Raw genomic sequence first — 21204 nt, 5'->3', positions numbered from 1 at the left:
TGAGGCGCCGCCCCTAGTTTCAATCTGAAACAGAGGCGCGTGCTTTCAGCCAGCAATTGTTTGAAGCTTGAGCCAGAGGAGGACGACGATGGCAGCCCCGGACAACAAGACCGAACCTATGATGATCGGAAGGTGTCGGCGGGCGCTTGCGAAATCATCAGCCCTAAAAAGCTTAAAATCCGTGTCATCTTTAAATCCATATAAGCGGCATACTCCGCGGAAGTCGTCTGCGGAAAATCCAGTCCAGCCGTACTCTCTGACAATCCGCCCCGTTTCTCTATTCAGAATAGCGATAGATAATGATGCCTTTTCCTCTAAAAAAGGAGCATTTATGGTTTTGTGCAAGCGAGGCATAAGGCTAAATTGTTGCAGGTCAAACCTCTTACTGAAACCAAATAATGTTCGAATAACAATTTCTTGCGGGGTGAATTTAAATTCCGATATAAAAATATAATCTTTACGAAACAGAATAACTATTCCAAACCCTAAAACTAATGTCGCAATATAAAAAAATGACGAGTTAATTGTACTGTCGAATAAAAATCGGTAGCCATAATTAAAACCTACAGAGGCAAGACCGACCATTAATATCAATATTACAGCATGATAAATAAAACACTTCAGTCTTTGTGACACTAGAACAATCACTGCCATATCCTTCTTTAATTAAGTTGGTAATATTTTTAATATGGGGGTGTAAGCCGAGACCCAGAAAAACTTCATCGTTTACGTACACGTTTTGTCCCTGAAAGGGTGCCGTTTTCGCGCGTGATTCAGCAGTGTCGGAAATCACTTGTGGGTTTGGGCGTACAACGCCTAAATGCACTTACTGTCTTTTCACGTCAAGATAGGGCACCACAGAGTTGGGAAGCATCGTCGTTGGTAGTTTTCCATCCCAACGCTCGGCTTTGGTTAATTCCACCAGGTTCTGATTACTGGACAATGCCGCCGCTCGCGCCTTAATCGCATCAGCCTCTGCATCACCGCGCAAACGCGTCGCTTCAGCTTCCGCCTTGGCCTGAGCCAGAACGGAGTCTGCCCCCGCCTGGGCCATGGTGGTCTGAATTTGAGCTTGAATTTTTTCTGTCGCAAGCATTTGCTCGCGAGTTTTCACTTGGACTTCAGCATTCATGCGCTCCTCAATGGATCGCTCATAGGCATCGGAAAAATCGATGTTCTCGATCTGGACACTATCGATGATTACCGGTGCATCAATTGAAGACTTCAGCGCTTCCGCAACGTCGGTCACAAACTGCCCTCTGTCTTGAACGGCACGAATAGCGGTGTAACGACCAAATATATTTTCTACCTGGGTAGGAACTTGGCGGCTGATGACGCGTGAAACCATGTTCTCAACATCGCCATACCCCCGGTACAAATCTGCTACTTGACTTGGCTCGACATGCCATGACACCGAAACGTTCAGTGTGGCCGCCTGCTGATCCATGGAATAGGCCGTCAACGATTCATAACGCGTAGTTTGATTCTGAACACTGATTAGCTTTACAACTTCGATTAACGGAATTTTGAATGCCAAGCCTGGCTCAGCGGTGCCGACCAACGCGCCATTTCGCAGAACCACCCCTCGTTCTTTTTCATCAATGGTGTAGAGCGCGGAGGAAGCGGCGAACACGGTTAATAACATGGCTGTTGCTATTGTTGGATATTTTAAAGAATTTATGCTGATCGACATATTGGAAAATACTCAATGATTCGGTGGTGTACACTTCGAACAGTGCAAGTAATCTGCTGGTTAAGTAGAAGACTTCGCCGAACGCTTACGCCCGTCCCTACACTGATAAGCTTTATTAGCTTATCTAATGATGTTGGCCTTCCCAGCAGCTATGACTGGTCAGCATAAAAGATCGCTTTCTGAGACGCGCGACGGCTTGCGCCAAGCGACACACTGATTGTGCCAAACGTTCCTCCAAGAGAGAGCGCCCGAGCTCGCTCAGGCGCTAAGCCTCAGTAGATTCACTGTTCCGTTGGTCTTTGGGGGGGGCATGATCGATCTGGATGCGATTGTGGCTAGGGTCTATCGCTGACTAAATTTTGGAGGTTCCGGCTTACCCTCCTATTGCAGCGATGTGGCATTGGATAAGGCAGTACATGAACTACTGGCCGATATCAGCCAAGAGGCCCTGATGCGCAATTGTTCCATTGAGGCGGATGCCTGGGAAGAAGGCCCTGAGCGGCGGTGGTAGGGCTTACATTGGTTTTTGGTTCCATTGCTCCCCAAACCCCAGGTTGCATGCGCCGCTGATCGCCCACGTGATGGCGCAAAGTGTCCAGTCTTCTGAAAAATCATTCTTTAGACTTGGCAGGCGATGCCGAACGTCATCGATGGGGTTGGGGGCTCAATGGAACAGCCAGTGCACTTAGGGTGTCATTTCGCCCCCAGCCAGAATTGTCCCGAGGAAGGTTATGCTCGATTTAAAAACACCAACCATGCTTACCGCCCAGAAACGGATCATCTGTACAACATGCAATGGCTTCATTGAGCCAGGCCAACAGTACCAACTCCTTTCTGGAAGTCGGGAAGGTTACCTAACTTCGTTAAAAACCTGCCTGCCCTGCCTTAAGGGTAAGCGTCCGATCAACACTCCTTGATGAACTGAGAGGTCTTTGGGGGACGTCACGGTATGAAGTTCGGTTTGCGGTCTGCACCGGTACAGACGGCTTGCCAAAGCCAAAGCAAGAAACGCATCGCCTACCGAGTTAGGGCCTTGATGTCATCTCCAAACTCACAAACGTAAAGTTGCAAATCGTAGTAACCACCTCGATCGTGGCACTGGTCGACCATAACGGACAAAAAGATGCAGAGTCCAGTCCAGCATACAACTGCCAAAAGTCCGGCCACCAAAATGAATTTGACAAAAAGCCCCAAGGCTTTCTTGCGCCGCGTCCCAGCTCCGTTAATCGCAGACATGCGACGCGACCCTCACTTCATCGTTGCGGAACGAGGTGGTCCACTGTTGCAACAGTACGTTCATTGCGTCTTCTGGCCTTTGTCACGTGAGATTGGTTTACGGCGTCCCCGGCGACCGAACCGGAGAGGTGCATGACTTGCGGCATCGGTTCGCCATTCGCACGCCGGTGAGCTGGCAACGCCAATGCCGAAGCGTTGATCCGCACGGCCAAGTAGTGGGGGCGCAACGGAACAGAAAATGCACTTAAGCCCAGTCCCAGCCCGCAAACTCGTATGCTGTCAGGGTGGTCAGATAAAACGACCGTTTTATGAAACCGCTTTAGAGATGTCCTGGAATGGACGTAAATACCCGAAAAGAGGTGTCGAAAACTAGTTTCACTAATGAAAGTTCGCCAATTCACAGTTTTGAATGATTAAGTCGTACTTTAATCAGGGCTTACGTTTGTTTCGGGTCCATTGCTCCCGGGCCCCCGAATTTAATCCGCCTCGACCGATCGCAACTTGCGCGGCGTTCAAAGGTGCTCGCGGATAATTCCGCTGCGGATGCGCAAGATATCGGCCAGTACCGCCAGGGCGATTTCGGCGGGGGTCTTGCTGCCCAGATTGAGGCCGATCGGGGCGTGGATGCGCGCCAGTTCCGGTTCGCTCAAACCACCGATGCGACGCAACCGTTCGAAGCGTTTCTGTGAGGTCTGCATCGAGCCCATCACACCAATATAGAAGGCATCGGTGCGCACGGCTTCCATCATCGCCAGATCATCGATGCGCGGGTCGTGGGTCAGCGCCACCACCGCTGTATCGCTGTGGCAACCGCCTCGGGCGATGAACAGTGATGGCAGCTCGCGGCGAATCTCCACGTTTTCCAGCACCACGCCGTCCAGCGCCTCTTCACGTGGGTCACAGAGAATCACTTCGAAGCCCAGGCCCACCGCGAACTCAGCGCACACCTGGGCCACGCTCGAATAGCCGGCGAGCACCAGCCGCTGGGCGGCACCGATGCGCAGACGGACTTGGCTGGCATTGCGTTCGACTCGAGGGCCGTGTTCCCGGTCTGCGATCAGTTGCCGAGTACCGTTGGCCAGGTCAACTTGGCGGATCAACCGACGCTGACCCAGCAAGGCAGACTCCAGCTCGCGCAGGTGCGCCTGCACCTCGCAGTTCGGGTCGAGCTTTTCTACGAGCACATCCAGTATGCCGCCGCAGGGCAAGCGCACTTGGCTGCGCGGGTCATCGCCTTCGCCATAGCGCACCACGGCGACGGCATCGGCGAAGGTACCTTCGGCCACCCGGGCAAGGAAGTCGTCCTCCACGCAACCGCCGGAGAGGGAGCCGATGCACTGCCCGGCGGCGTTCACCGCCAGCAGCGAGCCCGGCGCACGTGGCGCCGAGCCGTAGGTGCACAACACCGTGCAGAACCACACACGCTGGCCGGCGGCGGCCCATGCCAGCGCGCGGCGTATTACTTGCAGATCCAGATGCTGCATGGTCAGTGTGCCTTGTGCTCGGTCGTGACCTTCGCCTGTAACTGCTGTACCAGGCTGGTGGACAGCGCACCCGGTTGACCGCCCCAAGCTTGTTGCAAGTAGTTGAGCAGATCAGTCAGCTGTTCGGCATTGAGTTTGTCGGCGAAGCCCGGCATCGGTTGCATGCGTTCGAAGCCTGCGAATTTCTGTTCGCCAATGCCATCTTCAATCACCCGGACCAGGTTGCGAGGGTCTTCCAGGCGCAGGGTGGTATTACCCTGCATGGCCACGGCAACATGCTGCTTACCTTGGCCATTGTCGGCGTGGCAGCCAGCACACAGGTTCAGGTAGTGTTGGCGACCCCGCTGGGCGCTGGCGTTGAGCTTGTCCATCGAGACCTCGACCAGGGGGCGGGGCTGAGGTGGCGGGTCGCCGAGGAGGAAGGTCGCCATGGCGGCCAGGTCCTGGTCGTTCAGGCCCACGGTGCTGTTGTGAAACACCGGGAACATCTCGTTGAACATGGTGCCCTGGGCGCTCATGCCGTGCTTGAGGAAGGTGCTCAGGTCCTGGTGAGTCCAGCCGCGCGCCGCCAGGTCGTTGGCCAGCAGGCTTGGCGCCTGGTAGCCGTTGAGCAAGCTGCCGGTCAGTCGTTTGTCCTGCCGCATTGCCTCGGTCACGTTGCGCGGGGTGTGGCATTCACCGCAGTGGCCGAGCACATCGACCATGTATTGGCCGCGTATCCAGGCGTCGCTCTTGCCGTCGGCCGGTGCCAACTGCACGTCCTTGGCATAGAGCAGGTTCCAGCCGGTGAGGCCCAGGCGCACGTTAAACGGGAAGCTCAGACTGGTAACCGGTACTGCGCGGTTGATCGGTTCGACGGTCTGCAGGTACGCATGAATGGCGTCGGAGTCTGCGCGCGACATCAGGTGGTAGGAGGTGTAAGGCATTGCCGGGTACAGGTTGGCACCATCACGGCGCTTGCCTTCGGTCAGCGCGGCGAAGAACTCGTCATCGCTGTACAAGCCGATGCCGTGTTCCTTGTCCGAAGTGATGTTGGTGCCATAGATGGTGCCGAACGGCGACACAATCGGCAGGCCGCCCGCATACGGCGCGCCACCCGGTGCGGTATGGCAGGCCATGCAGTCGGCGGCGCGGGCGAGATATGCACCGCGTTCGATTTGCTGCGAGTCGGCGGCCTGGGCCAGAAGTGTCGGCACGGCAACGGCAACGCCGACCGCCAGGGCCAGGCGGGATACGAGGGACTTCATGCTCAACCCTCCTTGACCAAGCCGAGATCGAGCAGCACATCGCGTGTGGCGCTGTAGTAGCGCACATAGCCGGTGCAGCGGCAGATATGGTGCCCGAGGCTGTCTTCGATCACCTGTTCCAGCTGACTCTTAATGATCGGCTGACGCTGCAGCTTTTCCACCAGGACAGTGGCCGCGTTGACGAAACCGGGGGCGCAATAGCTGCACTGGAAGGCGAACTTGTCGACGAACTTCTGCTGGATAGGCGTCAGCTCGGTGACCTTACCGCTTTCGTCACGATGGGCATGGCCTTCAATGGTGCGGACTTTTTTGCCCTCGAAAAAGTGCGCACCGGTAATGCAGGTACGCACTTCTTCGCTGGTGCCGTCAGGATTGTCGACGATTACCACGCAGGCGTGGCAAATGCCCTGCCCGCAACCCAGGCGCGAGCCGGTCAGGTTGCGGTACTCGTGGAGGAAATCGATCATCGGCAGATCATCGGGGACCTCCACTGGACCGACGGATTGACCGTTGAGGGTAAGTTGCAGCGGACGATTAGCCATTGAGGGCCTCCTTGATGCGTGCAGACGTGATGGGCAGATCGCGAACTCGCTTGCCGATGGCATGCGCCACCGCGTTGCCAATGGCGGCGGCCACCGGGATCATCACCACTTCGGCGATGCCCTTGGAGGGGTCACTCGGCGACAGTGGAGGGAGGATTTCCGAGGTCTGCTTCCAGACCGCGACATCCCGAGCGAGGGGTAAACGGTAGCGGTTGAAGTTCCAGTCACCTTCGCCTGGGCCTCCTTCATATAGCGGCATTTCTTCAAGCAACGCATGGCCGATGCCCATGGCCACGCCGCCTTCGATCTGGCCGTTGACCAATTCAGGCACCAGCACCCGACCACATTCGGCCCAGGTGTGGTGGTCGAGCACTTTGACTTCGCCCGAACCTTTGTTCACTTTCACTTCGACCAATGTTGCCAGCGCGGTGTAGTTCGTCACTGCTGCATTGTTCAATTTCGTGGGTGGATAGGCCACGTTCTGGCGGTCGAGCAGGTGAAAGCCCGCGCTGGTCATTTGTGCCAGCTTCACCTTTGGTGCGCCATCGCCGTACTTCACGGCAAGACCATCGAGCGGCAGGCGCTCGCGCACGCCTTCAATGGTGAACTCCGATTCCGCCCAGCTCCAGCGGTTGAAGGTGTGCACAGTGGCGCCGGTCACCAGGCCGCGCTCATGAGCGCGTTTGGCGAGCATGGCCAGAGGTAGGGGTTCCATGCCGTTGGCGGTAAGTCTGCCATCGACCCAGTGGGCGTCTTCACGGCGCACCACATACGGGTTGGCCTGGCCTCCGTACGGGCCTTGCCGCCAGATTTCCAGGGCTACCGGCCACAGGCCGTGGTTGAACAGCACGCGCGCTGCTTCACGGGTAGCATGACTGAAGTAGAAGGACGAGTTGGAGGCCGAGGAGGCCGACGCGAGCTTGCCGACCCAGCGCGGATTGCGCAGTACGGTGTCCTGCTCGGCCTGGCTCATGAGGTAGGGGTTACCGCTGGTGATCAGTTGCAGCTCGGCCCACTCGGTTACGCCAGTTTCCACTTCGTTGGCAGCGGTGCCGAGGAAGTCGGCCACGACCAAGGCCTGGGAGGTGGACATGCCGGTACCGAGCTCAATGCCGACATGGCGCAGGGTGATGTGCCCCTCGGCGTTGAATTCGACGCTGGCCATGGGCGCCTCGGAGCCGGTACCGAAGTCTTTATGGCAGATGGCAAATCCCACACCGTACCAGTTGTCCGAATCCTGGGCGTCGAACTGCCGTTTCCGGGCATCGCGGTTTTTCCAGACCTCATTGGTACTGGCCTTGTCGAGAATTTCGTGCATGCGCAAGCCGCCGGCGGGTACCGCACCCTGGGTGTTTTTCATGCCCGACAGCAGGACGTTTTTCTTGCGCAACTCGATGGCGTCGACGCCCAGGCGGTTGGCGATTTCATCCACCATCATCTCTGTGGAGGCCATGGTTTGCAGGGTGCCATAGCCGCGCATGGAGCCGGCTTCGACCCCACGCGATGGGTAGGCGGTGGCCTGCAGGTCGCTTTGCGGAATGTAATAAATCGACTGTGCGGCGCTGGCGCCGACCGCAGCCACCGAAGCGCTGTAGTTGATGCGGCCGCCGCCATCGAGTGCTATTTCAGCGCGGAATATCTTGAAGCTGTTGTCGTTCTTGTCCACAGAGAGCTGGTAGTGGATGTCGAAGCTGTGGCGCTTGATGCCGCTCTGGAACTGCTCGTAGCGATCGTTGGCCAGGCGGATCGGCACACCGGCGCCATACAACGCGGCCAGGGCGGCGTAGTAGACGAAAATGTTGTGGTCCTTGGAGCCGTAGCCGACGGTGTAGCCGGGGTGCATGTTGAGCTTGGTCAGGCCGAAACGCGACGGCGCGATCATCTTCGCGGTTTCCGTGGCCACTTCCGTTGGGCACTGGGTGGCGACGACAAAGTGCAGAGTCTTGCTCGCCGGGTCGTACCAGCCGTTGCCGTTGTCCGGCTCCATCGCGGCAGGTTCAATCGATGGGGTTTTGTAATGTTCGTCGAACACCAGCCAGTTGTCTGGCGGTGTATCGATCTGCTGTTTCATGCGGTCAGCGTAGAACAATCCGCGCTCGGTCAGATTACCGTGCAGGTTCGGCTGGGAATTCCACACCGGGCGACGGTTGCGGATCATCGGGAACAGAATCGAGTCCTTCAGGCTAGCGAATTCGTCTTCGTCTGCCGAGGTCGCACCTCCCACACGCACATAGCGGAAGCTGCCGTAGGGATCGCCTTCGTAGAACGGCACTTGAGCACCGTAACGAATCGCTTTGTCATTGAACTTGAGTTTGCCCTTGGCCTGACGGAAACGCTCGAAATCGTTCCAGATCAGGATCGCCACCGGGTGACCGATGAACATCGGCACTTTGCCTTCCGGCAGCAGTGGGTCCGGTGCGTGATCTTCCGGGAAGGCAATATTGTCTTTCACCAGGTCGGCGGCGGTGACGATACGGTCAGGCTGCAACTCGGCGCCTAGCCACGACAGGTCCATGCCCGCGTAGATGCGGTCGGCCTTGATGGTTTTCAGCAGCATGGCGTGGCCTTGCTGCTGCGGCCAGCCCGGCATGTCCTTGGCGCGGATATCGCGGGCAAAGACTTTGCTGCCGCAGACTTTGGACAGGGCATCGTTGCGAAAGCGAGCGTGTCCATTGTTGGACAGCCATTGCTCCGAGGGGACGGTCACGCTGCTTTCCATCAGCGCCGCCATTGCCTGGCTGCTCAGAGGGGCCAGCGTCACGCTGACACCCGCTACCAGTCCGCCTTGGAGAAAGGAACGACGGGATATATCTCGGTTGGACATGTATCACCCTCAGACGGTGTAGAAATCCGCCCCATACTTAGTTGTGTGCTTGGAAATTTCGGGGCATGCGGGGGCCCTTCCCGGCGGTGCAAAGGGCGCTATTTTTTAACGCATAAAACTGGCCGATGATAAAAGATAGCCCCTCAAGACACGCGACTGCTTATGCCAATCGCGCCCCCCATTGTGTCAAACGCAGTATTTTTCGAACGGTGAGTGCATTCGCTCGCTCAGGCATTACGCCCGAATAGGTTCGCAGTTCGGGTTGTTCGGCCGCCATCCTTGGGCCCCGATAATCGAAGGGTGAAAGCATCGATTTTGAGATTTTTGGCGTGTCAGGTTGCATGTGTCGCTGATCGCCCAGGTTGATGGCGCAAAGTGTCCAGTCTTCTGAAAGATCATTATTTAGACTTGGCCAGCGATGCGGAAAGTCATCGATGTATTTGCGGGCGGAATAGAACCGTCAGTGCACTTAGGGTGTCATTTCGCCCCCTGCCGGAACCGAACCGTAGTAGCCCCCCCAAAAAAAGAAAAAGGATTCACACATGAATAACGACATTCAAGAAATCAGTAAAATTCGGAGTCAACTAAAGAAGCACGCTGGGCTCACCCTGCTAGTGCTTGGCCTCGGAATCGGCTTCTGGCTGCTGTCCTGGTGCATCCGATAAGCCGCTGTTTCTGGTCGAAGGGCATTCATAGTTCACCTCACGAAGTTCTAGGAATCGGCGGCGGATCTACCGCCCAGGAACACCACGAGCCCAGCCGTCAAACTGCTGGGCTGAGGACGTAGAGGGATGCGGTTTTCGCGTCCGCGAAACTGAGGCAACACAATGAAGCGCATCAAGTCCTTGGTCTGGTCTGGCCTGGCAGGTGGCCGAGGCCCTAAGGATGCTGCCATTGCCTCCACCGGATCTGGAAATGCCCATGCTCGAACATCTCGACCTTAACGCGCTGATTGTCTCCTACGGATACTGGGCAATCTTCATCGGCTGCCTACTGGAAGGCGAAACAGTTCTGATCCTCAGCGGTATGGCTGCGCACCAGGGCACCCTGCAGATGCTGCATGTGATCGGCTGGGCCACCCTGGGCGGCATACTTGGCGATCAGTTGCTATTCTGGACAGGACGTTATTTCGGGGCGCGCTTGCTACCCAAGCTTAAACGTCACCAGTCTGCGATCGAACGGGTCGAGGGTATGATCCATCGCTACCCTACGCACTCTGTATTCGCCGTGCGCTTTCTCTACGGAATGCGCCTGGTGGGGCCCATTGTGATAGGTGCAAGCGGTCTAGCTCCCTTGCGTTACACCCTGATCAATGTGCTGAGCGCTGCGATCTGGGCAACCCTCTTTGTCAGCGCCGGCTATTGGACTGGCGAAGCATTACAGCATTTCCTTGGCGATCTGAAGCCCTATCGCCTGCTGATATTCCTCGCGGTGGTAGCAATAGTGACCCTTGCGGCACTGGTGCTGTATTTGCGTGGACGTCACAAGGCATCGCGCCGCTGTAGCAGATAACGTTCCCCCGCATTTGAAACAGGTCTGAAATTCAAGGAAAAGGATTGGTTCGGACATCTGGTTGGCGCACCAGAAATTGCGGTCGTACATTGGCCTCCACTTCCATCAACTGGTTATCCGTTTTCTGGTCTGAAGTACTAAGGCGGGCATAAAGAAAGGTCTAGTCAAACACCATCAACTGTTCAAGGGGGGGCTACCTTGGTCGAAACCGACATTCATTACCCTTCCTAACAGGGAGTGTGGGTGGTGTGCTCCCATGATAACGCAGAAGCTGCAGGCCACTACGACCGGATCGCAGATATCGATGACGACCAGTTGATTTAAATTATTTTTGGAAAGGCGCCCGTAATTCCGGTCAAGACAAATTGAATTCCCAGTGCTAAGGTGATCAAGCCAAAAATTTTGGTGAATACATCAAGGCCGGTTGTATCTAGAAGTTTAACAATCTTCGGCGCATATTTGAATGCAAGGTAGATGATGGCAGTCATTGTTAAAATGGCCGCCATTAGAGCGAAGTTCATATAAGGCTTTCCCTCTGACGCCTCGGAAAATAGGACGATAGTCGTCATGGTTCCCGCACCGGTCGTCATGGGAATACCAATCGGTATTACCGCTGTCGAAATAATTTTCGACAAGGATAGCGGAGTCGCTGAAATTGGATTTGGTTCGGAGTTCAGCATCGCAAACCCGGTATTTATCAATAGCAGTCCGCCAGCTATACGGAAGGCAGGGATGCTGATTTCAAAAAAATCGAGTATGCCAAGGCCTGCAAACATAGCGACAAACATGGTTAGAAAAGCGGTTAATGTGGCAGTGCCACAGATTTTGTTACGGTGTTCTGGGTTAACATCTTGGATGATGTGGAGATATAAGGGGATGGCAGATATATTGTTTGCTACCGCAAATAACCCCAGCAAATAATGTTGGTAGGAGGCTGAGTTTATTATCATCATGAGATCCATGTTGTAAGCGTGAAAACGTATTGTAATTAGCGTCATACACACATGATTGGACTTATTACCATCCCTCGATGGAGCGTAAGGGGAAGCAACGCCATACTCCCGAGGCAAGGCTTGATTGGATCGGGGCTGTTTTAATGAGGCGCTTCGCATGCGGCGTCGTTCGCCGCGACAGTGAGGCGGTCATATCGATGCCCTGAGCACGCTTCACGGCCAACATGATTTTGAGGTTGGGTTCCCTTGAAGGGGTAAAGCTGCTCACGGGAAAGGCCTGTTTCATGGGGTTGGGGAGTACGGGAAGCAAAAACCAACGTGAGCACGTGAGGGGCGCATTTCGCCCCCGCCCGAAACCGCCCCCTTTCACACAGTCTGTGCAGCCGGTCTTTTACTCATGACTCGCGATTAATTATTGCGACTTACGAGGCCGAACAGCTGCAACAAGCTGATGAACAGGTTGTAGATCGATACATACAGGCTGATGGTCGCCATGATGTAGTTGCGCTCGCCGCCCTGAATGATGGCGCTGGTCTGGAACAAAATGCAGACCGAGGAGAACAGCACGAAACCTGCGCTGATCGCTAGTTGCAGACCGCTGACCTGGAAGAAGAAGTTGACCAGCGTTGCCCCCAGCAGGACGAAGAAACCAGCGGTGATAAAACCACCCAAGAAGCTCATGTCTTTGCGAGTAATCAGCACATACGCAGACAGCCCGCCGAACACCAGCGCCGTCATTGCGAACGCTGAGCTGACCACTTCAGCGCCGCCTTGCATACCCAGGTAGCGATTGAGGATCGGGCCGAGCAGGAATCCCATGAAGCCGGTCAGGGCAAATGCCGCCACCAAGCCCCAGGCAGAATCGCGTAGCTTGCTGGTGAGAAAAAACAGCCCGTAGAAGCCGATCAGCACCACGAACACGTTCGGATAACCGACACGCATCTGCTGGGCAACGAATGCCATCACACCGCTGAATGCGAGGGTGAGAGCGAGTAAGCCGTAAGTGTTGCGCAGGACGCGGCTAATCTCTAGCTGCTCAGCCTGTACGCTGTTAGTAATTGTGTAATCCTGTTCGCGCATGGCGACACTCCTATTGGTTTGAAACGTTGAGTTGCAAAGATGGGGTATGGGGAGCAATGGAATAGTAAACGCACTTAAGCTCAGCCCTTCCCCGAAAACCGTGTGCCGCCTGGGCGGTTTCATAAAACCGCCGTTTATGAAGCCGTTTCCTCTATCACTAGAAAAGTTCCCCAATACCCTTAAAATCGGTGTAATAAACACGTCTCACGAATCAAAGTTTGTTAATTCTCAGTTGCTGTCGAGTAAAAGAACCCTTATTCAACTTTCGTTAGTTCTCGATGCCATGGCACCAAAAACTCCATCTTTTTCGGGATTTCCTTAGCTCTGCGGCACAACCCGGGCTTCGTTTCCGCTGCCTTCGATATAAACGTTCATGCCGTTGACCAGCGCAGGATTGATAGTTTGAGTCACCGACACCAGCACGCCACTTTTGGTGCGCACGATGACTTGCTGAGCTTCCTGAGGTTGGTCATATTTTGTCTTTTCCGCATAGTTGCCGCCTGCCGCACCCGCAAGGGCGCTGGCCACCATCGCCACGTCCCGCCCTGTGCCACTACCGATCAAACTACCGAGGCCTACGCCGGCGATCCCGCCAAGAATGGCGCCGACGCCGCTGTCGTGATTAGTCTGCATTTGCGTAAGCGTGATCTGTTCAATCTTGCCCGAGCGGATTTCCATTTCACCCGCGCCGCCGCTCCCGGCCCCGACGGCTGCACAAGCGCTTAGCAACAGGCTGGCTAGTGTGATCGTTAGCCAAGAACCAGTGTTTTTCATCTTCGAACTCCTACTTTCAGTGTGAGTGGTTTATCCAAACGGCGGTCTCAAGGACCAAGTGCAACAGTCAGTTAATGGTTTCGAGCTTGTTGCTCGTGGATAACTGAAGGGGGTGTACGCCCAAAGCCGCAGTGGCGAACGACACCATAATTAAGAGAGTACGAACGCCTGGAAAACGTGAACGCAGATCCATCGCATGACTTGAAGTTCCATTAAGGAGCTAGTTTTTCGGGAGTTGAGCCTGACCGTGTCCCGTCAGAATAAAAGACGGTCTCGTGCGACGCGCGACCGAATGCGCCAGGTGGAATGGGGTGGTTCCGGCAGGGGGCGAAATGACACGCTAAGCGGTTTCCAGCTCAGGCTAGGGCATCTGTGTTTGGCTTGGTGTACTTTGAAATCCCTTTTCTGAGGTGACCCCTACTCGCGCAAGGGCACTTCGACTTTTACCAAAGAAGACCAGGTAGCAATAAAAGCAATGTTCCAGGCAGCATGGCAAGCCGAGCGTAATGGATGAACCACTGGATAGCGTTTCGGCAATCAGGAGCCCCATGGAGGCCTGATGCGGGTTGGTCAGATGATTAGGAAAGGCAAAAGCCCAGTCGTTGACCAGGCTTTTGCAAAGTCGCTCGCGGGTGCGAGTTCCAAGTACCTTGAAGGTTACGGTGCAACCCTTTGCGTAGTCGTATCAATGCTCACTACCACTGACATCCCTGGCCGCAGCCGCTCGCTCTCTTCCTGATCCGGATCAACGGTGATACGCACCGGCACCCTCTGGGCAATCTTGACGAAGTTGCCAGTGGCATTGTCCGCTTGCAACAGGTTGAATTCTGAGCCTGTCGCCGGGGAAATCTGGTGCACCCGGCCATGAAATTCACGGTGGTTCAGTGCATCAACGGTGAAGCTTGCCGGCTGGTCGATCCTTACGTTGTCCATCTGCGTTTCCTTCATGTTAGCGATCACCCACAACTGGCTTGGCACTAACGCCATCAATTGCGCACCAGAGTTGACATAGGCGCCAAGACGCACGCCGATTTGCCCAAGCTGGCCGTCTCGCGGTGCAATGACACGGGTGTTGGACAAGTCGATCCGTGCCAGCTGCACCACCGCTTCTGCGTTGGCTACCGCTGCTTCCAGGGAATCGCGATTGACTATCACCGTTTTCAGATCCTGTCGAGCGATTTCCAGACTGGCCTGGGCTTGGGCTACTGCCGCTTTGGTCTGAGCGTTAGCCGCCAGAGTGACGTCCAGATCGCGCTTGGACACCGAGCCGTCGTTGACCAGCGCTTCGTTACGTCGTAAATCGGCTTCACTTTTCCGCGCTTGGGCCTGACTGTCAGCAATGACGGCCTGGCGCAATTTGATAGTTGCCTCGGCGCTGTTGCGTTGTTGCACCACATTGGCCAGCGCCGCTTTTTGCACTTCCAGTTGCGCCAAAGATTGATCGAGGTGCTGGTTGTAGATCCGGTCATCAAGGCGCACCAGAAGGTCGCCGGCCTTCACAAATTGAAAATCCTGAACAGGTACTTCGTATACGTAACCACTGAGTTGCGGTCCAATGATCGTCACCTGACCGCGCACCAAGGCGTTCTCCGTAGACTCGACCGCGCTGCCGAACGGCGGCAGTTGCCAGGCATACAACACCACCAGTACGCCGACCAAGGCAATTGTCGCGAAGCCCACGGAGGAAATTACCCGCACCCGCAACGAGCGAGGCTCGGTGACGGGAGTGGATTGTGGCGCCACGCCTTCAGGGGTCGCAGCAATGGCGTTGGTCGTGGTGATGGTTGGTTCGGTCATGAAGAGGAGACGCCGTTGGGTTGTACGGAAGGAGTGGCAGGTGTTGGGGCGATGGCTTTGAGGGGGCTCATCAGCCATAGGGTGCGAAGGGAGATCCAGATCATGGTCAGCACGGCAATCACTGCGATCAGCATAAACACATCGTTATAGGCGAGCACATTGGCCTCACGGGTAGCGGCCATGGCCAAGCTGCGAATGCCCTGAAGATTACGTAGGCTAGGGTCGGCGATCAGTGAGCCGACGGCCGAACCGCCGCTCTGCACCCGCGCTGCGACGCGGGGATCGAGCAAGGTCAGGTGTTCAACGATATTATTGGAGTGAAACTTCTCACGCACGATCTGAAACGTCCCCAGTAGCGCTGCACCAATCAAACCACCAAGGTTCTGGCAGATCCCGAACAGTACCGAGAAGCTCACCAGATTGCGCGGATTGGTCACCACGTTGCGCGTACCCAGGACCATGGTCGGACCGAGGAAAAATGTCCCGCCGAAAGCCAGTAAAAACTGACTGAAGTAAAGGTTTTCCGGTGGGGTCACGTTGTTCGAATGGCTGTCCATCACTGAACCGATGGCCATCAGGGCAAGGGAGATGATCAGCGGCATGAGCAGGTGCTTGGGGTCGATAGTCAGCGCGCTGGTGACAAGGCCGGTGATGCTGCCAATCAACATCACCACATACAGACTGTGCAACTGCTGATAGCTCATGTTCAGTGTTTGCATGAACGCCACGGCCCCCGTGGACTGTTCCGACGTCACCATGCGAATCAAAATCACCGCCAGGGCAAGGCGAATCATCGCACCGCTGCCGAGCCAGCGGGTCATCAACATCGGATTGCTTCGGTTGTGTTCGATGGCGAGTCCGGTGAGGACCAGCCCAATGGACGCCACCAATGCGACACCGATCCACGGTGCTTCCAGCCACCAGTCGATCCTACCGAGTGATAGTACGGCACAGAGCAACGCCACACCGGTGGCGAGAACGACGAAGGTCAGAAAGTCCAGTTTTTCGAAGGTTTTGAAACGGTCTCCCGGTGGCAGTTTAAGTAGAAAAACACAACCCAGCGACAGCAACGCCATGCCGAGCTCAAACAGATACAGCCCTCGCCACTCGGCGATTTGCAACAGATCTTCGGAAAACAGCCGGGCCAGCGGTAATGCCAATTGTGACGTGCCAAGCCCCAGTACCAGCGCTTTCATCCGCCATTTCGCCGGAAATGCCTGAATCATGTAATACAAACCCAGCGAACTCAGCGCCGCGCCGACCATGCCGTGCGCGGCCCTTACGGCAATTGCCGAATTCAAATCGTTGACGAACAAATGGCCGAAGGTCACTAGCGCGTACAGCACCAGGAACACTCCGGCGAACGCGTGTAGGCCATACTGCTGGCGAAATTTCACCAGCAGCAAGTTCATCGAAACGTTGGTCATCACATACGCCACTGGCAACCAGGCGATCTCGGCAGTGGTTGCACCTAGCGCACCCTGCAAATAAGGCAGGTTGGCAATCACCAGCGAGTTGCCCAAACCGCCAGTCAGTGCGACCAACAATCCGACCAGTCCATAGGCCCAGCGCTTGGGATTCGAATGCAGTGGCGTCGAGGGGGACCCGGGCAAGCTGGGCCGTTCGTGTGGCTGCCAGTCGCGTAGGACATAGTGATCCATTTAGAAGCCTAGTGAGAGACGAAACCCGAGTATTACTTGTGGGGGTGCTACAGACTTCGGAAAAAATCGAACGGTAGGCCCTTGGCTGTCAGGTTGAGGTCTTAGAAATTGAAAGTGTGCCGTCAGGACTTGCAGAAAACGGCTCTAGAGAAGTTGTGATCGGCCTGCCCCATCTCATCGATGGGGCTTAACGGCATTGACCAGACGATCTTGCGTGCGGCCAGGCCGATCGCGCTGATCGTGCCGTAAGAGGGCTCCCGGCAAGGAACGCCCACCATCGACCAGAGACGCTGCCGCTCTAGGGCGGGCTACAGACTGATGGTGAGCTCGCCCAGCTTTTTCACGAGCGCCATATTAGCGCTGTAATCAACAGGGCAAGCGATGATGGAGACACCAGGTTCGCTCAACGCGGCTTTCAGCGTTGGTTCAAGCATGTCGGCGCATGTGACCTGATGACCTTTGGCGCCGAAGCTTTCCGCGTACTTTACGAAATCCGGATTGCCGAAGTCCACGGAGTCATGCGCGCCTTCTTCCATGTCCATCTTCCATTTGATCAAGCCATAGCTACCATCGACCCATACGAGCACTTTCAGGTTGATCTTCTCGCGCACAGCGGTCTCGATTTCCTGGGAGTTCATCAGAAAGCTGCCGTCGCCCATGACCGCCAGCACCTTGCGCTTCGGTTCAGCCAGGATGGCCCCCAGTGCGCCCGGCAACGCAAAGGACATGGTTGACAAGCCGTTGGAAATTAGACAGGTAAGCGGCTCGTAGGTGGGATATAGACGAGCCATCCACATCTTGATGGCACCGGTATCCGCCAGCACGATGTCCTCTGGCGCAAGTGCTGAGCGTATGGCGGTGACCAGGCGCTGGGGAGACGGGGGAAAGCCTATGTCCCGTCGACCTTTCTCCCTCTCCTCGTCCAGCAGCGAACGGATCTTGATACTGTCGCGCAAGCCTGACAGCGCCTGCTCGCCAAGTTCGTGGTCCAGAGCATCCAGGCTATAGCCGATATCGGCGACGACATTCAACGCAACGTTGTAGTGGGTATCGATGTCGATATCGAAGGTGTTGATATGGATGATGCCCTTGTCGCCATCGGGATTGATACGTGCAGGCGCGAACTCCTGAAGCTCGTAACCGACGGAAAGAATCAGGTCGGCTTCGTCGAAGGCAAAGTTCTCGTAGTCGTGTCGCATGAAACCGATCACGCCCAGGGACAAATGGCTCTCGTCGCTGATCGCGCCCTTGGCCATGAAGGTCGTGGCGGCCGGAATCTGGTGGTGCTCGACAAACTGCCGCAGCGCTGCGGTGTGACCGCCGCGGACAACACCATGACCTACCAGCAGCACCGGGCGCTTGGCTTTCTTGAGCAACCTAGCCGCCAGGCGAATGCTATCGGCATCAGGGCGCGATCTGGAGGCCCGGGTGATGGACAGTGGTTTCAGGTCCGCCGGCATGGCCTGAGCCTCGATGTCCTGGGGAATGGCCAGATAGGTTGCGCCAGGACGTTCACTTTGAGCAACGTGAAAGGCTTTACGGATCATTTCCGGTACCGATTCAGGCTTCAGAACGACGTCAGACCACTTGGTTACCGGCTTGAACATGGACACCAGATCGACGATCTGATGGGATTCTTTATAGATGCGGTCCAGTCCCACTTGCGCGCTCAAGGCCACCAGTGGGCTGGAGTCCGTTTGCGCATCTGCCACACCCAGGAGCAAATTGATGGCGCCGGGCCCCAGCGTCGCGGTGCAGACGCCGGCCCGGCCCGTCAGCCGGCCATAGATGTCTGCCATGAAGGAAGCACCCTGCTCGTGCCGAGTCAGGATGAAGCGTATTTTCTGGGATGCATGGATCGCCCTGACCAGCTTGATATTTTCTTCTCCGGGGATACCGAATACATATTCGACGCCTTCGGCTTCCAGGCAAGAAACGATGAATTCGGCAACATTCATGGGGGAATTATTCACAGGAAAACTTCCTTATCGTGAAACACGGAGGCGAGAATGGAATAGCTAGATGTCACGTCAGGCAGTACAGGAAGCCACCCATCGTGATGATGGAAAGTAGCGTACTGAAGAACAGAATGGAGGCTATTTCCTGCTCCGCAGTCTGATATTGAACTGCCAGAATCACGCAGATAGAAGCGGTAGGAATCGACAAGGTAATGACGGTAATGTTGAGCGCTTCGGTATGCATTCCGAGGGCCATGCCTAATAGCATTATCAATACCGGCATTGCGACGTTCTTGATTAAAATGGCAATGGCGACGGTCGGGTTGAGCGCGACTTTATATGAAAACAGAATCACGCCCGATGCAAACAAGGCTACACCACCAGTTGCACCACCCAGCAATTGCATGGATGAGCGAATGTCCTTCGGCAAGGAGAGGCCCAGCAATAGCAACACAAAACCCAAGATTGGCGCCCATACCACGGGCTCCTTCAGAGTATGGCGTATATTTTCCAGAACGCTGACTGACTGAGCGGGCGAGGTATTTTGCAGTGTCCGACCATGCCGGCTCAGGATAAATAGCGTAATCGGCACCTGGACCAAGTTCATCAAAATGCTGCATACCGCTATCGGAACGGAGCTTAAATCCTTGAACAGAAATCCTAGGACTGGTACTCCGACGAAGGGCACGGCGGGACCTGCTATGGCTAGCGCCAGCAAGGCCGCCTCTTGCACCGGGCGACGGAACACATAGCGTGCCAGCAGGAAAACCACCACGTATCCCAATATCATGCCGGTGGATAGCAGCGTGAGCATCGCGCCCTGCTCCAGCAGCAGGCCACGATCTATGCCCATCATGCCGGCGAATAAACTCAACGGCAGGGCATAGAGCATAACCATGCGGTTGAGAATAGCGCCTTGCTTGGCATCGAAATCATGATGCCAGCCAGCGAAAAAACCAAGGAAGAGAGTAACAACGATGGGGAGAAGCGCTGCAATAATAGTTTCAAACATACGGTCCGGCTCTCCTGACAGAAGAAATAATTAATAACAGCTATGCGTTGTTATTATTTTTTGCATGATTTCGGTAAAATACATAATTTAAGATCTGAGAAAGGTCTGAAGTAGCCAGCGATTTTTGATGTCCTCTTTGCTTGAGGTTCAAAAAATTTCAAGTCGGCCGAAAAACGCCCCCATCTTGTCTTTAATTCACGGTTCTTTCCTCTAATCGTGCTCTTGCAGGGCGATCAGCCTGCATTACAGATGCACCTCTCCCGCACCAACGACCATTTTCGCACCATCACAGATTCGATAATGCGAACAACGTCGTCTGCTGAGCGGTGTTTTTCGCCAAACCGCGAAAGCACACTCCGACAACTAATGTTTCTCCAGTAAACGCAGGAAGTTGAGGATCGTGGTTTCATCGGGAATCCGATTCAGATGCGGCCCGAAAAACTGGCGCAGTATCGTGGTCGTAGAGGGCCTCTTACATCTGCGAGCAACTCGCGGCGACAGGCGTACTGGCCATCGCGCACAGCTACCCTGCTGTAATTGCCAGCACGCAATTACACCCTCTCTAACAATCAGATGCCTGACACTGCTTTGATAGCCTCTCTACAACAAGGGAATGCGCCAAAAATATCCAGAAGCTTCCCCCACGCCCCAGAAACATCAATCTAGATGTAGCGGGGCGTAAAGCGTGAATACACCAAGAGCAATAAAATTGCGTCAGACCAAAAAGTTACTCCAGCGGCAATCGCATTAGAGCTCAACAAAAGAAAATTTAATAATAAGGTTATTGACCGCAAATGCGGAAAAAGCCCATTTTTTTCTATTACAAAAAACAAAATCAATTTGCGCGCAGCATGAAGAAAAATAAACGATGCACTCGAAACGCATTTGTAAATTATTTTTACACTTTATTTCCGCTAGGATAATGCCTAAACCAAAGCTTGATCTAGACAGTTCGCGCCAATCGCACAACCGATTACGCCATCCGTCGAATCTGCCGATGTTGGATGAGTATTGGGAATTGCTGCCCCCGTTGATCCGCAGATTACGGATTACATCAAGGCATCGGATGGCTGTTCAGCGACACGCCCAAGGGCGCCACCGCCAGTGCGCAATATACAGCCTGGGCGAAACCGCCAAAGCCAACGGACAGGAACCCTATACGTGGCTGCGCCACGTACTCGAGCGCTTGCCGCATGCGCAGTCGATTGAAGACTATGAAGCGCTGCTGCCATGGAACTGCTCACCAGAAATGCCACGGTAAACACGAAGCGCTTCTGGCGGTAGGTGTAGTTTATGGGGCGGATACGCGACAGCGGCAGCGAGAAATCGTAGGAAGCGAGGTTTAGGTAAACCGCAATTGGCTCGACGTTTCGGTGGTACAGCTCGATATTGGATGGATGAATAACTCGCTTACGTTGGTTTTCGGGTCCA

At 55.2% G+C, this 21204-nt stretch carries 14 protein-coding genes and 3 pseudogenes; 2 read left to right on the top strand and 15 right to left on the bottom strand.

Going from position 1 to position 21204, the window contains the following annotated elements; all coding sequences use genetic code 11:
- Positions 1 to 45: 45 nt before the first annotated feature.
- The 6 genes from C7534_RS20400 to C7534_RS20365 form a co-directional block, all read right to left on the bottom strand.
- On the bottom strand, positions 46 to 648 hold the full coding sequence (locus C7534_RS20400; protein WP_146206180.1) for a hypothetical protein: 603 nt from the start codon (positions 646 to 648) through the stop codon (positions 46 to 48).
- A 178-nt stretch (positions 649 to 826) separates the two neighbouring features.
- A complete protein-coding gene (locus C7534_RS20395) occupies positions 827 to 1693 on the bottom strand; it encodes a prohibitin family protein (RefSeq protein ID WP_109786836.1) in 867 nt (288 codons plus the stop codon).
- Positions 1694 to 3441: 1748 nt separating this feature from the next.
- Complete coding sequence (locus C7534_RS20380) at positions 3442 to 4413, bottom strand: XdhC family protein (protein WP_109786835.1); 972 nt, start codon at positions 4411 to 4413, stop codon at positions 3442 to 3444.
- 2 nt (positions 4414 to 4415) lie between these two features.
- Complete coding sequence (locus C7534_RS20375; protein WP_109786834.1) at positions 4416 to 5660, bottom strand: cytochrome c; 1245 nt, start codon at positions 5658 to 5660, stop codon at positions 4416 to 4418.
- 2 nt (positions 5661 to 5662) lie between these two features.
- Positions 5663 to 6202, bottom strand: coding sequence for a (2Fe-2S)-binding protein (locus C7534_RS20370; protein WP_109786833.1), 540 nt, complete (start codon positions 6200 to 6202; stop codon positions 5663 to 5665).
- On the bottom strand, positions 6195 to 9026 hold the full coding sequence (locus C7534_RS20365; protein WP_109786832.1) for a xanthine dehydrogenase family protein molybdopterin-binding subunit: 2832 nt from the start codon (positions 9024 to 9026) through the stop codon (positions 6195 to 6197). Before C7534_RS20365 ends, C7534_RS20370 begins: the two co-directional genes overlap by 8 nt.
- 921 nt (positions 9027 to 9947) lie before the next feature.
- Between C7534_RS20365 and C7534_RS20360 the strand changes: the two genes are divergently transcribed.
- On the top strand, positions 9948 to 10538 hold the full coding sequence (locus tag C7534_RS20360; RefSeq protein ID WP_109786831.1) for a DedA family protein: 591 nt from the start codon (positions 9948 to 9950) through the stop codon (positions 10536 to 10538).
- A 320-nt stretch (positions 10539 to 10858) separates the two neighbouring features.
- On the opposite strand, the gene C7534_RS20355 is transcribed toward C7534_RS20360, so the two are convergent.
- The 9 genes and pseudogenes from C7534_RS20355 to C7534_RS33320 all read right to left on the bottom strand — a co-directional run.
- Positions 10859 to 11500: a MarC family protein gene (locus C7534_RS20355; protein ID WP_218278083.1), complete on the bottom strand. Its 642-nt coding sequence runs from the start codon at positions 11498 to 11500 to the stop codon at positions 10859 to 10861.
- A 399-nt stretch (positions 11501 to 11899) separates the two neighbouring features.
- Positions 11900 to 12571, bottom strand: a complete 672-nt coding sequence (locus C7534_RS20350; protein ID WP_109786830.1) for a Bax inhibitor-1/YccA family protein — start codon at positions 12569 to 12571, stop codon at positions 11900 to 11902.
- Between the two features lie 318 nt (positions 12572 to 12889).
- On the bottom strand, positions 12890 to 13345 hold the full coding sequence (locus C7534_RS20345) for a glycine zipper 2TM domain-containing protein (protein WP_109786829.1): 456 nt from the start codon (positions 13343 to 13345) through the stop codon (positions 12890 to 12892).
- Between the two features lie 657 nt (positions 13346 to 14002).
- The gene (locus C7534_RS20340) at positions 14003 to 15142 is read right to left on the bottom strand and encodes an HlyD family secretion protein (RefSeq protein WP_109786828.1); all 1140 of its coding nucleotides are present in this window, start codon (positions 15140 to 15142) and stop codon (positions 14003 to 14005) included.
- Positions 15139 to 16803 carry an MFS transporter gene (locus C7534_RS20335; protein WP_109786827.1) on the bottom strand — a complete coding sequence of 555 codons (1665 nt, stop codon included), beginning with the start codon at positions 16801 to 16803 and terminating at the stop codon, positions 15139 to 15141. Before C7534_RS20335 ends, C7534_RS20340 begins: the two co-directional genes overlap by 4 nt.
- Before the next feature lie 122 nt (positions 16804 to 16925).
- Positions 16926 to 17093, bottom strand: a pseudogene (locus tag C7534_RS33325) (hypothetical protein); the annotation flags it as partial.
- Positions 17094 to 17111: 18 nt separating this feature from the next.
- The gene (locus C7534_RS20330) at positions 17112 to 18776 is read right to left on the bottom strand and encodes an acetolactate synthase large subunit (protein WP_109786826.1); all 1665 of its coding nucleotides are present in this window, start codon (positions 18774 to 18776) and stop codon (positions 17112 to 17114) included.
- A 52-nt stretch (positions 18777 to 18828) separates the two neighbouring features.
- Complete coding sequence (locus C7534_RS20325; RefSeq protein ID WP_109786825.1) at positions 18829 to 19773, bottom strand: AEC family transporter; 945 nt, start codon at positions 19771 to 19773, stop codon at positions 18829 to 18831.
- Positions 19774 to 20016: 243 nt separating this feature from the next.
- Positions 20017 to 20134, bottom strand: a pseudogene (locus tag C7534_RS33320) (IS5/IS1182 family transposase); the annotation flags it as partial.
- A 706-nt stretch (positions 20135 to 20840) separates the two neighbouring features.
- Here C7534_RS33320 and C7534_RS20320 point away from each other — a divergent pair.
- Positions 20841 to 21034: pseudogene (locus C7534_RS20320) on the top strand (transposase domain-containing protein); the annotation flags it as partial.
- Positions 21035 to 21204 lie beyond the last annotated feature (170 nt).

The organism is Pseudomonas sp. OV226, from assembly GCF_003148705.1.
Taxonomy (GTDB): Bacteria; Pseudomonadota; Gammaproteobacteria; order Pseudomonadales; family Pseudomonadaceae; genus Aquipseudomonas.
The sequence above is the reverse complement of the archived record's forward strand: the minus strand, read 5'-3'. Positions and strand labels throughout refer to the sequence as shown.

Coding starts and splice junctions, on each gene's coding strand:
- C7534_RS20395 (WP_109786836.1), bottom strand. CDS start 1,693: ATGTCGATCAGCATAAATTCTTTAAAATATCCAACAATAGCAACAGCC.
- C7534_RS20380 (WP_109786835.1), bottom strand. CDS start 4,413: ATGCAGCATCTGGATCTGCAAGTAATACGCCGCGCGCTGGCATGGGCC.
- C7534_RS20375 (WP_109786834.1), bottom strand. CDS start 5,660: ATGAAGTCCCTCGTATCCCGCCTGGCCCTGGCGGTCGGCGTTGCCGTT.
- C7534_RS20370 (WP_109786833.1), bottom strand. CDS start 6,202: ATGGCTAATCGTCCGCTGCAACTTACCCTCAACGGTCAATCCGTCGGT.
- C7534_RS20365 (WP_109786832.1), bottom strand. CDS start 9,026: ATGTCCAACCGAGATATATCCCGTCGTTCCTTTCTCCAAGGCGGACTG.
- C7534_RS20360 (WP_109786831.1), top strand. CDS start 9,948: ATGCTCGAACATCTCGACCTTAACGCGCTGATTGTCTCCTACGGATAC.
- C7534_RS20355 (WP_218278083.1), bottom strand. CDS start 11,500: ATGGATCTCATGATGATAATAAACTCAGCCTCCTACCAACATTATTTG.
- C7534_RS20350 (WP_109786830.1), bottom strand. CDS start 12,571: ATGCGCGAACAGGATTACACAATTACTAACAGCGTACAGGCTGAGCAG.
- C7534_RS20345 (WP_109786829.1), bottom strand. CDS start 13,345: ATGAAAAACACTGGTTCTTGGCTAACGATCACACTAGCCAGCCTGTTG.
- C7534_RS20340 (WP_109786828.1), bottom strand. CDS start 15,142: ATGACCGAACCAACCATCACCACGACCAACGCCATTGCTGCGACCCCT.
- C7534_RS20335 (WP_109786827.1), bottom strand. CDS start 16,803: ATGGATCACTATGTCCTACGCGACTGGCAGCCACACGAACGGCCCAGC.
- C7534_RS20325 (WP_109786825.1), bottom strand. CDS start 19,773: ATGTTTGAAACTATTATTGCAGCGCTTCTCCCCATCGTTGTTACTCTC.